The 14563-nt window shown below is 62.5% G+C and carries 14 protein-coding genes; 7 read left to right on the top strand and 7 right to left on the bottom strand.

Annotation, left to right across the window (positions count from 1 at the left end):
* The first annotated feature begins 24 nt into the window (after positions 1 to 24).
* From mrcB to BN1134_RS08975, 3 genes are all read left to right on the top strand, one after another.
* Positions 25 to 2337, top strand: a complete 2313-nt coding sequence (gene mrcB / locus BN1134_RS08985; protein ID WP_042046708.1) for a penicillin-binding protein 1B — start codon at positions 25 to 27, stop codon at positions 2335 to 2337.
* A gap of 12 nt (positions 2338 to 2349) precedes the next feature.
* Positions 2350 to 2766, top strand: coding sequence for an SMU1112c/YaeR family gloxylase I-like metalloprotein (gene gloA2, locus BN1134_RS08980; protein ID WP_042046707.1), 417 nt, complete (start codon positions 2350 to 2352; stop codon positions 2764 to 2766).
* 126 nt (positions 2767 to 2892) lie between these two features.
* Positions 2893 to 4482, top strand: coding sequence for a DUF3369 domain-containing protein (locus BN1134_RS08975; protein WP_042046706.1), 1590 nt, complete (start codon positions 2893 to 2895; stop codon positions 4480 to 4482).
* Between the two features lie 30 nt (positions 4483 to 4512).
* On the opposite strand, the gene BN1134_RS08970 is transcribed toward BN1134_RS08975, so the two are convergent.
* A complete protein-coding gene (locus tag BN1134_RS08970) occupies positions 4513 to 5037 on the bottom strand; it encodes a DUF2937 family protein (protein ID WP_042046705.1) in 525 nt (174 codons plus the stop codon).
* A 146-nt stretch (positions 5038 to 5183) separates the two neighbouring features.
* Here BN1134_RS08970 and BN1134_RS08965 point away from each other — a divergent pair, with 146 nt between their 5' ends.
* The 3 genes from BN1134_RS08965 (at position 5184) to BN1134_RS08955 (ending at position 7457) form a co-directional block, all read left to right on the top strand.
* Positions 5184 to 5888 carry a phosphatase PAP2 family protein gene (locus BN1134_RS08965; protein WP_042046704.1) on the top strand — a complete coding sequence of 235 codons (705 nt, stop codon included), beginning with the start codon at positions 5184 to 5186 and terminating at the stop codon, positions 5886 to 5888.
* Positions 5889 to 6128: 240 nt separating this feature from the next.
* Positions 6129 to 7034 carry a sulfite exporter TauE/SafE family protein gene (locus BN1134_RS08960; RefSeq protein WP_042046702.1) on the top strand — a complete coding sequence of 302 codons (906 nt, stop codon included), beginning with the start codon at positions 6129 to 6131 and terminating at the stop codon, positions 7032 to 7034.
* Between the two features lie 141 nt (positions 7035 to 7175).
* A complete protein-coding gene (locus tag BN1134_RS08955; RefSeq protein WP_042046701.1) occupies positions 7176 to 7457 on the top strand; it encodes a hypothetical protein in 282 nt (93 codons plus the stop codon).
* Positions 7458 to 7490: 33 nt separating this feature from the next.
* On the opposite strand, the gene BN1134_RS08950 is transcribed toward BN1134_RS08955, so the two are convergent.
* The 5 genes from BN1134_RS08950 to BN1134_RS08930 form a co-directional block, all read right to left on the bottom strand.
* Positions 7491 to 8459 (bottom strand): DUF481 domain-containing protein, encoded by a 969-nt coding sequence (locus BN1134_RS08950; RefSeq protein WP_042046700.1) that lies wholly within the window; start codon positions 8457 to 8459, stop codon positions 7491 to 7493.
* Between the two features lie 83 nt (positions 8460 to 8542).
* Positions 8543 to 8788: a YfhL family 4Fe-4S dicluster ferredoxin gene (locus tag BN1134_RS08945; RefSeq protein ID WP_042046699.1), complete on the bottom strand. Its 246-nt coding sequence runs from the start codon at positions 8786 to 8788 to the stop codon at positions 8543 to 8545.
* A gap of 1 nt (position 8789) precedes the next feature.
* Positions 8790 to 10154 (bottom strand): prephenate-dependent tRNA uridine(34) hydroxylase TrhP, encoded by a 1365-nt coding sequence (trhP, locus tag BN1134_RS08940; RefSeq protein WP_042046696.1) that lies wholly within the window; start codon positions 10152 to 10154, stop codon positions 8790 to 8792.
* Positions 10155 to 10262: 108 nt separating this feature from the next.
* Complete coding sequence (locus BN1134_RS08935) at positions 10263 to 10994, bottom strand: EAL domain-containing protein (protein ID WP_084214762.1); 732 nt, start codon at positions 10992 to 10994, stop codon at positions 10263 to 10265.
* Between the two features lie 126 nt (positions 10995 to 11120).
* The gene (locus BN1134_RS08930; RefSeq protein ID WP_042046695.1) at positions 11121 to 12257 is read right to left on the bottom strand and encodes a sodium:phosphate symporter; all 1137 of its coding nucleotides are present in this window, start codon (positions 12255 to 12257) and stop codon (positions 11121 to 11123) included.
* 230 nt (positions 12258 to 12487) lie between these two features.
* Here BN1134_RS08930 and BN1134_RS08925 point away from each other — a divergent pair, with 230 nt between their 5' ends.
* The gene (locus BN1134_RS08925) at positions 12488 to 12844 is read left to right on the top strand and encodes a hypothetical protein (protein ID WP_042046694.1); all 357 of its coding nucleotides are present in this window, start codon (positions 12488 to 12490) and stop codon (positions 12842 to 12844) included.
* Positions 12845 to 12937: 93 nt separating this feature from the next.
* Here BN1134_RS08925 and BN1134_RS08920 read toward each other — a convergent pair whose 3' ends face one another.
* Positions 12938 to 14275: an APC family permease gene (locus BN1134_RS08920; protein ID WP_042046740.1), complete on the bottom strand. Its 1338-nt coding sequence runs from the start codon at positions 14273 to 14275 to the stop codon at positions 12938 to 12940.
* Positions 14276 to 14563: the final 288 nt, after the last annotated feature.

Raw genomic sequence — 14563 nt, 5'->3', positions numbered from 1 at the left:
AATCGCCCGGGGAAAAAAGGAACGATGGCAACGACACGTAAGAAGAAACCGGCCAAGAAGGGCGCTGCGCGCCGCTCCATCGGCCGTACCCTGTTCTGGCTTGGTTTCAAGCTGGCGCTGGTGGGCGCCGCCTTCATGGTGGTGTTCGGCATCTACCTCGACACCAAGGTGCGCGAGCGCTTTGACGGCGAGAAGTGGCAGCTGCCGGTGATGGTCTACAGCCGACCGCTCGAGCTCTATCCCGGCCAGCGCCTCTCGCGCGACCAGATGTTGCGCGAGCTCAAGATGCTCAACTACAAGCCGGTACGCCAGCCGCACCAGCCGGGGGAGTATGCCCTCACCTCGGCCGGTATCGATCTGGTGCGCCGCCCGTTTGAGTTCTTCGACGGGGCCGACGGGGCCCGCGGCCTGCGGCTGGCCTTCAACGGCCCGCGTCTGGCCACCATCAGTGGCCTCGAGAGCGGTCGTCAGATGGGGTTTGCCCAGATGGACCCGGTGCTGCTCGATCGCATCAATACCGAGGATCGGGAGGATCGCCTGCTGGTGCGCCTCTCCGAGGTGCCGGACAGCCTGCTCATCACCTTGCTGACCACGGAGGATCGCGACTTCTACCAGCATGGCGGCGTCTCGCCGGTGGCTATCTTGCGTGCCATGGTAGCCAACCTGCTGGCCGGTCACACGGTGCAGGGGGGCAGTACCCTGACCCAGCAGCTGGCCAAGAACTTCTTCCTGACCCGCGAGCGCAGCCTGTGGCGTAAGTTGCAGGAGGTCTACATGGCGGTGATCATCGATTACCGCTACAGCAAGGATGAGATCCTCGAGGCCTACCTCAACGAGGTGTACCTCGGCCAGAACTTCTCCCAGGGGGTCTACGGCTTCGGGCTGGCCTCCTATTTCTACTTCGGCATTCCGGCCACCGAGCTCGACATCGATCAGGTGGCGCTGCTGGTGGGGCTGGTCAAGGGCCCCTCTTACTACGATCCCTGGCGCTACCCGGAGCGGGCCCTGAGCCGGCGTAACGTGGTGCTCAAGCTGCTGGCCGAGCACGGCAGCCTGACCGAGGCCGAGTATCAGCTTGCCAGCAAGCAGCCCCTTGGCATCATACCGCGCGGGCAGATGACCTATGGCCGCACCCCGGCCTTCATGACCCTGCTCAAGCGCGAGATCCAGTCCCAGTTCGGCCCCGATCTGCTCAAGCAGTCTGGGGTGAAGATCTTCACCAGCCTCGATCCCATCGCCCAGTTCGCCGCCGAAGAGGCGGTGGCCAAGGGGCTGGTGGAGATAGAGAAGGCGCGCGGCAAGAAGAAGCTCGAGGCGGCCATGGTGGTCTCGGACTGGCGCAAGGGAGAGATAGTGGCCGTGGTCGGGGGACGAGACCCGCGCTATGCCGGCTTCAACCGGGCGCTCGATGCGCGCCGCCAGATTGGCTCTTTGGTCAAACCCTCGGTCTACCTGACCGGCCTTTCCAACGGCATGAACTTGCAGACGCCGCTCAAAGATCAGCCGATCCGCATCCGTGGTCAGGATGGTCAGGTGTGGACGCCGCAGAACTATGACCGCAAGTTCTTGCAGAGCATACCGCTGATGGATGCCCTGGCCGGCTCGCGCAACGTGCCGACTGTCAATCTCGGCATGCAGGTGGGGCTCGACAAGGTGGTCGACACCCTGCACAAGCTGGGGGTGGAGCAGACGATTCAGCCTTACCCCTCCCTGGTGCTGGGGGCGATCGCCCTGAGTCCGCTCGAGGTCAACCAGATGTACCTGCCGATCGCCAATCGCGGCTTGACCCAGCCCCTGTCGGCCCTGCGCGCGGTGATCGACGGCAGTGGCCGGGTCATGTACAAGCAAAACAGCGTCGCCAAGCAGGTGGTGGATGCCGAGGCAAGCTGGCTGACCCTGTTTGCCATGACCAAGACCGTCAGCCAGGGCACGGCCCGCTCCCTGAATGCCCGCTTCCCCGGCCTGACCATGGCCGGCAAGACCGGCACCACCAACGAGCTGCGTGACTCCTGGTTCGCCGGCATCGACAACAACGAGCTGGTGAGCGTCTGGGTTGGCCGCGATGACAACACCCCGGCCGGACTGACCGGCTCCAACGGGGCGTTGCAGCTCTTTTCCAACTACATGGGCCAGCGTGGGGTCAACAGCCTGTCGCTGACTCTGCCCAAGGGCATCGGCTGGGCCAGCTTCTCGCGCAGCAGCGGCGGCCGGGTCGACAGCAGTTGCCCCGGCAGCGTGTCGGTACCGGCCAAGCTGGCGGGGCTGGGCGAGGCCATGTCGTGCGCCGGCTCGCCCCAGAGCGTGCTGGATGGCTGGTTCAACAACTTCTTCAACTAGGTGGGAAGCATCATGAGTGACAAGAGCGAAGGGGCGCTGCTGGGCGCCATCCACCACGTGGCGCTCATCGTGAGCGATTACGATCGGTCGCGGGCCTTCTATCACGAGCTGCTGGGGCTGCCGATCATCGCCGAGACCCTGCGCGCCGAGCGCCAGTCGTGGAAGCTGGATCTGGCCCTGCCGGGAGGCGGCCAGCTCGAGCTGTTCAGCTTTCCCGCCCCGCCGCCGCGCCCTTCGAGTCCGGAGGCGTGCGGTCTGCGCCACCTGGCGTTTCGGGTGGCGGCGCTTGAGCCGGTCATCGACCATCTGGAGCAACACGGCGTGGCCGTGGAGCCGGTGCGAGTGGACGCGCTGACCGGCCGGCGTTTTACCTTCTTTGCCGATCCGGACGGGCTGCCACTCGAGCTCTACGAGACTCCCGCATGCTGACCCAGGCCCTCCTCGTGAGGGCCTGTTTTTTCTGCGGCCCTGACGCTGGAGTGGCCACGATGAAGTGCTTGCTGGAGGCCCCGACGTTACGGTTATAGTGGTGACCTAGCGACAGGGAGAGCTGCAATGGCCGACATGGATGATGACAACGAGGTGTGGCTGATCGATGACGAGGAGGTTGAGCAGGAGAGTCAGGGCGCCGCACGCCCAGCCCCTCCTTGGTGCGTACTGATCGTCGATGATGAGCCGGACGTCCACGCGGCCACTCGGTTGGCCATCCGCGACATTCACTACAAGGGGCGCGCCCTCGAGCTTATCAGTGCCTACTCGGCAGCGGAGGCGGCGACCGTCTTGCGCCAGCGCACCGATATTGCCCTGATCCTGCTCGATGTTGTCATGGAGAGCGACGATGCGGGATTGCGGCTGGTCGAGCAGATCCGTAGCGAGTTCAATAATCAGCTGGTGCGCATCGTGCTGCGTACCGGCCAGCCCGGTCAGGCGCCCGAGCGCAGGGTGGTGCTCGATTACGACATCAACGACTACAAGACCAAGAGTGATCTCACCGCCCAGAAGCTGTTTACCACTGTGATTGCCTCCCTGCGCGCTTACGAGAGCCTGCGCGCCCTTGAGCGCAGCCGCCAGGGGCTCGCCTGCATTCTGGAGGGGGCGGCGGATCTCTATCAGCTGCGCTCGCTCAAGGAGTTTGCCTCCGGAGTGCTGCGGCAGGTGAGTGCCCTGCTCGATGTGGGGGCCGAGGGGATCGTCTGTGCCGAGCGCAGCTCGCGCCAGGGGGTGCCCCAGGTGTTGGCGGCCACCGGTATCTATATGCCGCTGTTCGGCGGCGCCCCGCTTGAAGACTTTCCCCAGCTGCTCGAGGCGTTGAGCCACGCCGAGGAGGCCGGCGCCCACCCCTTCGCCGAACCGCGCGAAGCCGTCTACCTGCGGGCACAGAACGGCCGCGAGTTTGTGCTCTGCCTGACTCCGGCATGGCCGCTGGAGCAGCTCGAGCGGGATCTGCTCGGTATCTTCTGCCAGCGCATGTCGGCGGCCTATGACAACCTCAACCTCAACCAGCAGCTACTCAGCGCCCAGGAGGCGACCGTGGTGGCGCTGGCCGCGTTGGCGGAGTTTCGTGACAGCGACACCGGCGGCCATGTGCTGCGGGTGCAGCAGCTGTGCGACGCCATCGTGCAGGAGTTACAGCAGGAGGCGGGGTATCGCGAGCAGCTCTCGCCCCGTTTCGTGGAGATGATCGGCATGGCGTCCATTTTGCACGACGTCGGTAAGGTGGGCACACCCGACAGCATCCTGCACAAGCCGGCGCGCTTTACTTCGGAGGAGCGGCAGGTCATGGAGTTACATGCCGGGATCGGTGCCCGCATCCTGCAAGAGGCCAGCAGCAGGGTGGAAGGGATGAGCTATCTCTCGCTGGGGGCCGAGATAGCTCGCCACCACCATGAGCATTTCGACGGCCGCGGCTACCCGGACGGGCTCGCCGGTGAGGCCATTCCGCTGTCGGCGCGCATCGTGGCGGTGGTGGATGTGTTCGATGCGCTGCTTAGCAAGCGGCCCTACAAGGAGCCCTGGCCGCTGGCCGAGGTGATCGACTATCTGCACGAGCGTGCCGGCAGCCAGTTTGATCCGGGCATAGTGGCGGCTTTGCTGCGCCTGGTGGCGCATGGGCGCATGCCTTACCCGCTGGAGGGGAACCGCTAATACAACGGGGAGCCAAGGCTCCCCGTTGTATTAGCGCAGTTCATTGCGTCGGCGTGGCGCCGGTCGAAACGGCCAGGCCAGGATGGCGTAGAGCAGATCCCCAAGCAGTGAGCCGAGCACGCCGGCGAGCAGACCACAGAGGATGGCCTCCTGTTTCAGGGGCACCACGTAGCTGTAGTGGGCCAGGGTATCGCGAACCAGTGCGCGGTCGGCGCTGCCGAGCAGGTGCAGGGTTTGCCGATACCAGGGGGCGGCGGCCAGGGATTGCTCCTGCTTGAGCAGGCTCTGCTGCTCGATCAGCAGGCGGATGCTGTCAGCATCGCCACGCATCACCGGGTCCGGGCTTTGCTGATAGTGGCGTTGTAAGGCGCCCAGATCGCCGGCGAAGTGGCGCTCGGCATTGGCTTGAAAGGGGGAGAGGCTGAGCTCGGCCTGTTGCAGACGAGCATCGATCCGCTGGAAGTAGAGCTCGAGCAGACCGGGCAACTGTACGCCGGCCAGCAGGCCGAGGGCAAACAGCACCATTCTCAGATAGCTGCGCATGACGAGATCCATGTCGAATAAGGGCGGGGCATACTAGATCGAAAAGGGCCCGCGCGCCAAGGCAGCATGTAACACCTGGAAACAGTTGACGGGTTGTTTTTCTCGGGGCGCGCGTTAACATTTGCCCCTTCGTGACGCTGACGAGAGAAGAATCGAGCATGAACAGACAAACTGGACTGTATGCGGCTCCGCTGCTGGGGGCCCTGATTGCCCTGAGCTGGTGGCTGCTCCCGGGGCACGGTTTCTGGGCTCGCTGGGATGTGGGGATCTTCCAAGGCTTCAACGCCCTGCTCGCCGAGCCGGGCCCGTGGCGACTCGCGATGGCCATCACCAATAACCGCCTGTTCGATCTGGTGTCCCTCTCTTGCATGGTATTGCTGTTGCTGACGCTGTTTTTACGCAGCGACGGTGCCGGGCGGGCTCGCTGGGTGGCCATTGGCCTGTTGATGGTGATCACGGCCCTGCTGCTCAACCGTATCGGCCACATGGTGCCGGTTGAGCGCCCGAGCCCGACACTCAGCGTACCGGGGGCCCTGCGCTTGACCGCGCTGATTGATTTTCCGACCAAAGACTCCTCCGGTGACAGCTTCCCCGGCGATCATGGCCTGATGCTGATGATCTTCGCCGCCTTCATGCTGCGCTTCGCGCCGCGCTGGATGGGGCTGACGGCCTGCCTCATGGTGGTGGTATTTACCCTGCCGCGCATCATGGTGGGGGCCCACTGGTTCACCGATATCTACATGGGGTCGCTCGCTATCTGCCTCATCTTCCTGCCCTGGCTGCTGCTCACCCCTCTCGGTGAAAAGGTGTTGGCCAGATTGATACCGCCAGTGGATCGCTTGTTCGGGCGCTGGTGGCGCTGAAGCAGGCGATGAAAAAGGCCGGGTTATCCCGGCCTTTTTTTTACCTATGCCATCGGAACACCCGGTGAGTCGTCGCGAATGACTCACTCCGATGGGGCTCGGATGCATCTACCGCCGAGCCTTTCATGCATAGCAGATCCTGGTGTGGGTGACTCGAGTGCTCGCGATTTTTTCTGCTGTCACTCTTTTCCTACCTGGCAGGCTGGCCTAAAATCGCCGCCCTGCTGAGGAGTATCCCCCATGTTGATGTTGTCTTTGCGGCTGGTATTTATCGCCGGCGCCCTCGTCTATCTGTTTCTGTTGTTGAGTGCATGGCACCGCCGTTGGCGCAGTGGCACGCTCGAATCGACCCCTTTTTGGAAGGTGGCGGCCATCGGTGGCTTTGCCAATTTTCTCGATACCCTGGGAGTGGGCAGCTTCGCGGTCAAGACCGCCTTCTACAAGCACTTCAAGATCATCGATGACAAGGTGTTACCGGGCACCCTCAACGGTCAGTGCGTGTTGCCGACCGTGGTGCAGTCCCTCATCTTCATCGGCGTGGTCAAGGTCGACCCCACCACGTTGGTTGGCATGATGATCAGCGCGGCCCTCGGGGCGGCCATCGGCGCCCGCTATGTCTCCTCGTTTGATCGCCAGACGGTGCGCATCGTGATGGCCAGCTCCCTGCTGGTGGTGGCGGGCCTTATCTTTGCCGGCCTGCTCGGCTTGTTCCCACTCGGTGGCGAGGCGATGGGGCTCACCGGTGGCAAGCTGGTGGTAGCGCTGGTGGGCAACTTCCTGTTCGGGGTGCTGATGAACGTGGGGATCGGCCTGTTTGCCCCCTGCATGACCATGCTCTATCTGCTCGGCATGCACCCCATCGCCGCCTTCCCCATCATGATGGGCTCGACGGCGCTGCTGAGCGTCTTCTCGGCGGGCACCTTCATCCGCCGCGGCGCCTTCGATGCCCAGGCGGTACTGGCAGTCGCCCTATTTGGCCCCATCGGCGTGGTGCTGGCCGCCTACCTGGTCACCTCGATGGACTTGGCCATGCTCAAATGGCTGGTGGGGGGCGTGGTCATCTACACCGCCTGGAGCATGTATGCCGCCTGGCGCGGTGAGCGGCGTCAGGGCCGCGTCACCATGACGGCGCAGCCGAGCCACTAAGCGGGCATTAACAGCGTGGGAACGAGGTGATGACATGGATGTACCTCTGCTGAATCGCTTCCCCCTTTTCTGGCCAGCAGAGGAGACAGCTGAGTCACCTTGTTCTAGGATCGAGCCGTTTCAATCGAAGAGATAAACACCATGAAATCACGCGTATTGTTGCTCTCCATGTGCCTCGCCGCCCCGGCGTGGGCAGGCATCCAGATCGACTCCAATGGCATCCACGTCAATGTCGATAACCAGACTGAGGTGCGCAAGTGGAAGGAGAAACATAAGAACGACTGCTCATGGATTGAGATCGGCGGCATCAAAGTGACCAGCGATGGCTGCACCGGCAAGGAAAATCAGAACAACCAGAACCGCAGTGTGCACGGCAACAACAACCCGGGTAAGGGGCACAACAAGGGTAATGGCAATCACTGATTGCAAAGGGCGCCAGCGGCGCCCTTTTCATGGCTAGAAACTGACCCCGAGGCTCAATAGCTGGCGCCACTCCCGGCCATTGACGTTGCGGCTGACCCCCTGATAGTCCACATAGACATCATCCCATGTGAGGTTGGCCGACCAGGAGAGGCGCAGGTTGTCGCTGATGTAGTAACGCATCCCCAGCTCACTGTCTACGGTGCGCTCATAGGTCAGGAACTCGGCGGGCTGGCTCAGGTAGTGGATGTATTCGCCACTGCTGAACAGCTCGAAGCGGGTATCTTCGATACGGTGCTGATAATCCCAGGCGAGGGTCATGGTCGGATAGGCGACGTGATCCGAGTTAAACAGCCGATAGAAGGTGGGATTGGCACGCCAGTACGCCTCGCGCAGGCCTCCCAGCAGCAGGAATTCGAGCTTCTTCTTGCTCTCCTTCCACACCCGGTAACCGGGCCCTGTGTTGTAATCCACCTCGAGATAGACAGGATCTTGCAGATCGCGCTGATAGTCGATGGTGCCCCGCCAGTACCAGCGGTCGGTAATGAAATAGTCGACTCTGGGTTTGAGACGGTAGTTGTGATCCGTGGTGACGCCGTTGGAGGTGTCGTATTCGTACTCCCCCTCCAGACCGCTACGCCAATCCGGGTTCTCCAGCTCCAGCTTGCCCTTGGTGCTGAGGCTGTTGGTGCGGTTGGTGCTGTCTTTGATCTTGAGGTTGATATCCCCGCTGCCGGTCAGGTGCCACTTCTCATCGTCAGGGGTGAGCAGGGTCAGATCGATCCCCTTGTTGCTGAGCTTGGGGGCTGCCTTCGGTTTGGCGCGCCAGCGCTTGACCGCACTGCGCGGGATCTCCACCTCTCCGCCAAAGGGAAACGTCAGGATGAGGCTCTCTTCATTGGCCTGCACCTCACCGGTCAGGCGATCGCCGTTTTTGAGCCAGATGACATCGGCCGCCGCAGGCAGGGCCAGCAGCAGGAGCAGAGCGAGGAGGAGTGGTCTCATGGGTTGCTTCATCTAAGGAAAGGGGTCACCGGCAAGAGAGGCGCAACCGGGGGCGCCTCTCTTGCTCATCAGCCAGGCTGACCTCAGCCGTGCAGGCGAGCGAATTTCTCCAATAACTGCGCCTCGGTCTCCACGTGGTTGGGGTCCCAGATGATGCAGTCGATGGGGCAGACGCTGATGCAGGTCGGCTTGTCGTAGTGGCCGACACACTCGGTGCAGCGACTGGGATCGATCTCGTAGATCTCCTCACCGAGGCTGATGGCCTGGTTGGGACACTCCGGATCGCACATGTCGCAGTTGATGCACTTGTCGGTGATAAGCAGTGCCATCTCAGGCCGCCGTGTGAGGGTTGCGGGTATCCTCGCGCTCACCGAGGTTGCGCAGCAGGATGCCGTAGTTCACGTCGACCTCCTTGGGCACCGGCACATAGACCACGTGGCCGTTGCCCGGCGCGGTGTCGATGAGCTCGCCCTTGCGGTTTTGCATCTGCTCCAGATTGAAGCGGATGTTGCCCTGCGGGGTCATCAGCTCCAGGCTGTTGCCGACCAGGAACTTGTTCTTCACCTCGACCTCGACCATGTCGCCGTTGCGGCCGGTGATCTCACCGACAAACTGCTGGGTGTCGGAGACCGAGTAGCCGTAGTCGTAGTTCTGGTACTCGCTGTGGGTGTGGCGGCGCAGGAATCCCTCGGTGTAACCGCGGTGGGCCAGATTCTCGAGGGTGGTCATTAAGGTCGGGTCAAACGGCCGGCCGGCCACCGCATCGTCGATCGCCTTGCGGTAGACCTGGGCGGTGCGGGCGCAGTAGTAGAACGACTTGGTGCGCCCCTCGATCTTGAGCGAATGCACGCCCATCTTGGTCAGGCGCTCCACGTGCTGGATGGCGCGCAGATCCTTGGAGTTCATGATGTAGGTGCCGTGCTCGTCCTCAAAGGCGGTCATGAACTCGCCCGGACGGTTGGACTCTTCGAGCAGCACCAGGGCATCGGTCGGCTTGCCACTGCCCAGGGTCGGGTCGACCTTCTGCACCACGATAGGCTCCTGACGGTGCACAATCTGGCCGACTTCGTCTTCCTTGCCCTCGTGCACCTTGTACTCCCAGCGGCAGGCGTTGGTGCAGGTGCCCTGGTTAGGGTCACGCTTGTTGATGTAGCCAGAGAGCAGGCAGCGGCCGGAGTAGGCCATGCACAGGGCGCCATGGACAAACACCTCCAGCTCCATCTCCGGCACCTGCATGCGGATCTCTTCGATCTCGTCGAGCGACAGCTCGCGCGACAGGATGGCGCGGGTCAGCCCCATCTGATGCCAGAACTTCACCGTGGCCCAGTTGACCGCGTTGGCCTGCACCGAGAGGTGGATGGGCATGTCGGGGAACGCCTCGCGCATCATCATGATGAGGCCGGGGTCGGACATGATCAGCGCATCGGGCTGCATCTCGACCACAGGGCGCATGTCGCGCACGAAGGTTTTCAGCTTGGAGTTGTGGGGCTGGATGTTGGCCACCACGTAGAACTGCTTGCCGAGGGCATGGGCTTCGTTGATGCCGAGCTGCAAGTTCTCGTGATCGAATTCGTTGTTGCGCACCCGCAGGCTGTAGCGGGGCTGGCCGGCATAGACGGCGTCGGCGCCATAGGCATAGGCGTAACGCATATTCTTGAGGGTCCCGGCCGGGGAGAGCAATTCTGGCTTGAACATGAGGTTCTCTCTGGTCTGATTGCAAATCAGGACACCGCCACCTGATGGCGGTGCGTAAGGGGTGCAAGATTGTACTCGTCCCCACCACCTCATGCAATTTTGCTACGCCTAGTGCCACTGCTCCAGCGGGGAGGGGCGGCCATAGGCAAACCCCTGGGCATAGTCGCAGCCGATATGCTCACACAGCGCCCCGTGATGGGCGTTTTCGATCCCTTCGCAGACCACTTCCATATCCAGCCGATGCAGGTAGTCGACCAGACCGCGCAGCATCTCGGTCGCGTGCTGGTCATCGCAGGCCTGTAGCAGCAAGGAGCGATCGAGCTTGATGATGTCATAAGGCTGCACCAGCATGCGCTGGAAGTTGCAGGCCTCGGTGCCGAAGTCATCGAGGGCGATGCGGGCACCATGGCTGCGCAAGGTGGCGATGAACTGCAACTGGTGGCTGTGCAGCGGGGCCACTTCCAGCACCTCGAACCAGATGGTGATGGCGACCTTGCGGGCCCGCGCCAGGATCAGCAGCAGCAGGTTGCGATAGACGGAGCTGGTGCGATCCGGCGTCAGGTTGATAGAGAGCACCCGGACGTTGTGGGAGGCCAACGTCGGGAGGTCATCGATGATGGCGTGCAGCATGGTGATGTCGATGGCCAGCACGGTATCGGCATCGAGACGCTCGAAAGGGATGCTGTCATAGCGGTCATGACGGTGGTAACGTGCCAGCGCTTCCACACCGACTCGCCGCTGTTTTCTGTCCAGGATGGGCTGATAGCAGGGAACGACGGCCCCTTCTTGTTTCAGGCCGGAAGTGGGCTCGACGTAGTGGGTAAAGTCTCCTTCTAACATGCATCCTCCTCCTATGTTCCCATAGTGTCACCATATCAGGAGTGGCGACCCCATGGGTGTAGGAGGCCTCTGAACCGAAAGCAGGAGGGGGATGGAGCGATGCAAAGCGTGCACCGCTCCAGGGGGTCAGCGAGCCAGCACCATCATCATGCCCGGCAGGGCGAAGAAGAGACCGACGACGTAACCCATGGCGATCAGCTTATTGCGGCTGCCGATCTCGGCAAGGTGTTCGGCCGCGCGCACCGGTAGCTCGCGCAGGAAGGGAAGACCATAGATGAGCACCACGGCAAACAGGTTGAACAGCACGTGCACCAGGGCGATGGTCAATGCCAGCTGGGCTCCGTCACCACTGATGGCGGTGGCGGCCAGCAGGGCGGTAATGGTAGTGCCGATGTTGGCCCCCAGCGTGAAAGGGTAGAGCTGGCGGGTGCTGAACACGCCGCCGCCGGCCAGCGGGATCATCAGGCTGGTGGTGGTCGACGAGGACTGCACCATGACGGTGACCAGGGTGCCGGAGGCGATCCCGGCCAGCGGGCCGCGTCCCAGCGCCTTGTGCAGGATCTCGTGGGCCTGGCCAACCAGCACGGCGCGCAGTACCTTGCCGAGCCAGGTGACACTGCCAAGGATGAGCAGGATCCCGATGGCGATGGTGGCGAGGGCGGCCGCCTTGCCGGGCATGAAGGCGGTGATGCTGTCGATGAGGGTGAGCGCCGGCTGGGTCAGCGGCTTCATGAAGTCCAGCCCTTTCATCGAGAGATCGCCGCTGCCCACCAGCAGGTTGGCCAGGGTATCGGCGCTGCGCGAGAGCAGGCCGAAGGCGAGCTCGAGCGGCAGGAAGATGGCGACCGCCATCAGGTTGAAAAAGTCGTGCACCGTCGCGGCGGCGAAGGCGCGGCGAAACTCTTCGCGATCCCGCACATGGCCGAGCGAGACAATGGTGTTGGTGATGGTGGTGCCGAGGTTGGCGCCAAGCACCATGGGAATGGCCATGCTCATGGGCAGGCCGCCAGCCACCAAGCCGACGATGACCGAGGTCACCGTGCTGGACGATTGCACCAGTGCCGTGGCCAGAATGCCGAGCAGCAGGGCGACGAAGGGGTTGCTGGCGAAGGCGAAGATCTCGGCTGCGCCCTCAGCGCCTCCCGAAAAGCCCTTAAAGCCATGGGAGACAGCGGCCACGGCCACCAGGATGAGATAGACCAGCGTCACTACGCCAAACCAGTTGAGTATCTGCCCGCGGGGGCGTGCTGCAGTGTCGTGCATGGAACCTCTTGATGCGACATCACGGGTTGGATGAGATGGGGGGCATTACAACAACGGTTTATGACAGTGAAATGACAATTTGACACTTTTATGATGCTTCAGTGACAGAGTCTGACTTTGTGATGACAGCCCTTTCCTACCATCCGGGAGCCGTGTCAGTAGAGGGGGTTGCCATTCGAAGCAAACGGCCTATGCTTCTCCACCGTAAGCAAACACAGGAGTCAAAGACTATGCGTGCGTTGATACTCGGCCTGACATTGGGCCTGATTGCAACCGGTGCCAATGCCGGCCTGCTCCATCGCGAGTGCACCCTCGACAAGGCTGTCAAGAATGAGGCAATGAACGCCACGCTGGGTGTGAAGAGCAATTGTGATGCGAACAAGCTGGTCGATCAAAAGACCCAGAAGGCCAAGGACAAGGTCGCCGACACCAAGCACAACGTGCTGCGTGACGAGCGCGATGCGGTGCAAGAGCGCAAGGATCAAGTTGAGCGCACCACCCGTCAGGTGCAAGAGACCCGCGACACGGCCAAGAAGATTGCCAATGATCCGGTCAAAGCGGCTGCCACTGCGGTGATCAACAAGTAAGACGAGTGCGAGTGCATTTAAAAAGGGAGCCATCGGCTCCCTTTTTGTTGTTCCACGGTGAGGTGGCAGGGGGAGCATGGCTCCCCCTTCTTATTAGCCTTCCAGCTCTTCGTACTGGCGGAACGGGATACGGAACACCGCCAGGCGCAGGAACAGGTAAGTGACGCCGAGCCCGGCCCAGATCAGCCCCAGCTCGAGGGAGCTCTGCTCCAGGTTGATCCACAGCGCGCCTATGGTGGCGGCGCCGAGCAGCGGCAGCAGCAGATAGAGCAGGTGCTCTTTCAGGGACTTGTTACGCTTCTCGCGCACCCAGAACTGGCCGATCACCGACAGGTTGACGAAGGTGAAGGCCACCAGGGCACCGAAGTTGACCAGCGCCAGCGCCATGTCGAGATCGAACGAGACGGCGGAGAGGGCCAGGGCGCCCACCAGCAGCACGTTGATGGCCGGGGTGCGCCAGGTGGGGTGGATGTAGCCAAACACCCGCTCCGGGATCATCCGATCGCGCCCCATCACATAGAGGATGCGCGACACACCGGCGTGGGCCGCCATGCCGGAGGCCAGCACCGCCGCCGTGGTGCACACCAGCACGATACTCTGGAACAGGGTTCCCCCCACGTAGAGGGCGATCTCCGGCAGCACGGCATCCGGCTCCTTGAAGCGGGCCAGATCCGGGAAGAACAGTTGCAGGCCGTAGGAGACGGCGACGAAGATGACGCCGCCGATCAGCGCGGTCAGCACGATGGCGCGCGGGATCACCTTGTCGGCGTTCGGGGTCTCCTCCGACAGGGAGCTCAGGCCGTCGAAGCCGAGGAAGGAGAAGCAGAGGATGGTGGCGCCGGTGAACAGCGGCAGCATGCTGGCCGACTCCACATGGAACGGACGGCTGCTCACTAGGGTGGCGGCGCCTTCACCGTGACTCACGCCCCAGGCGATGAGGCCGAGGAAGGTGACGATGATGGCGAGCTGGATCAGCACGATCGCCCCGTTGAGGTTGGCCACCAGCTTGATGCCGCGCAGGTTGAGGAAGGTCATCACGGTCACCAGGCCGAGGATGAAGATCCAGGGCTCGACGCCGGGGAACCTGGCGGTCAGGTAGATCTTGGCCAGCAGGATGTTGATCATCGGCATGAACATATAGTCGAGCAGGGAGGACCAGCCGACCATGAAGCCGATGTAGGGGTGGAACACCTTCTGGGCATAGGTGTAGGCAGAGCCTGCCGAGGGGAAGCGGCGCACCAGGTGGCCATAGCTGAAGGCGGTCAGCAGGATACCGGCCAGCGCCAGCAGGTAGGCGGTCGCGACGCGGCCGTCGGTGATCTCGCCGACGATGGCGAAGGTGTCGAACACCGCCATGGGGGTGAGGTAGGCAAGCCCCATGACAACCATCTGAAACAGGGTCAGGGTCTTGAGCAGCTTGGCACCGGCCATCATGCTTTCTCCTCTGGCAGTGCCTGTTGGGCACGTGGCAGCAACGAACCCAGGGACGCTATCGGAGCGTGAGCCTGGACATCAAGGGCGCCGGGGAGGCGCATACCGGTCATCGCCGGCAGGAAAGCAGTGAAACGCCCCATTTTCTTCCTCTTAGCGTCGGGAGATTGTGTGCAATCTCGGTATCATTTCCGGAGTGGTTCCGGCCTCTTTTGATGAATGTGGTACTGCCAGTAAAAGAAAGAACCGATGCCTCTGGCACCGGTCCTTTAATTCGGCGCGTATTCT

Origin of the sequence: Aeromonas simiae (assembly GCF_000820125.1) — a bacterium.
Classification (GTDB): Bacteria; Pseudomonadota; Gammaproteobacteria; order Enterobacterales; family Aeromonadaceae; genus Aeromonas; species Aeromonas simiae.
This window is presented reverse-complemented; position numbering and strand designations above follow the sequence as displayed.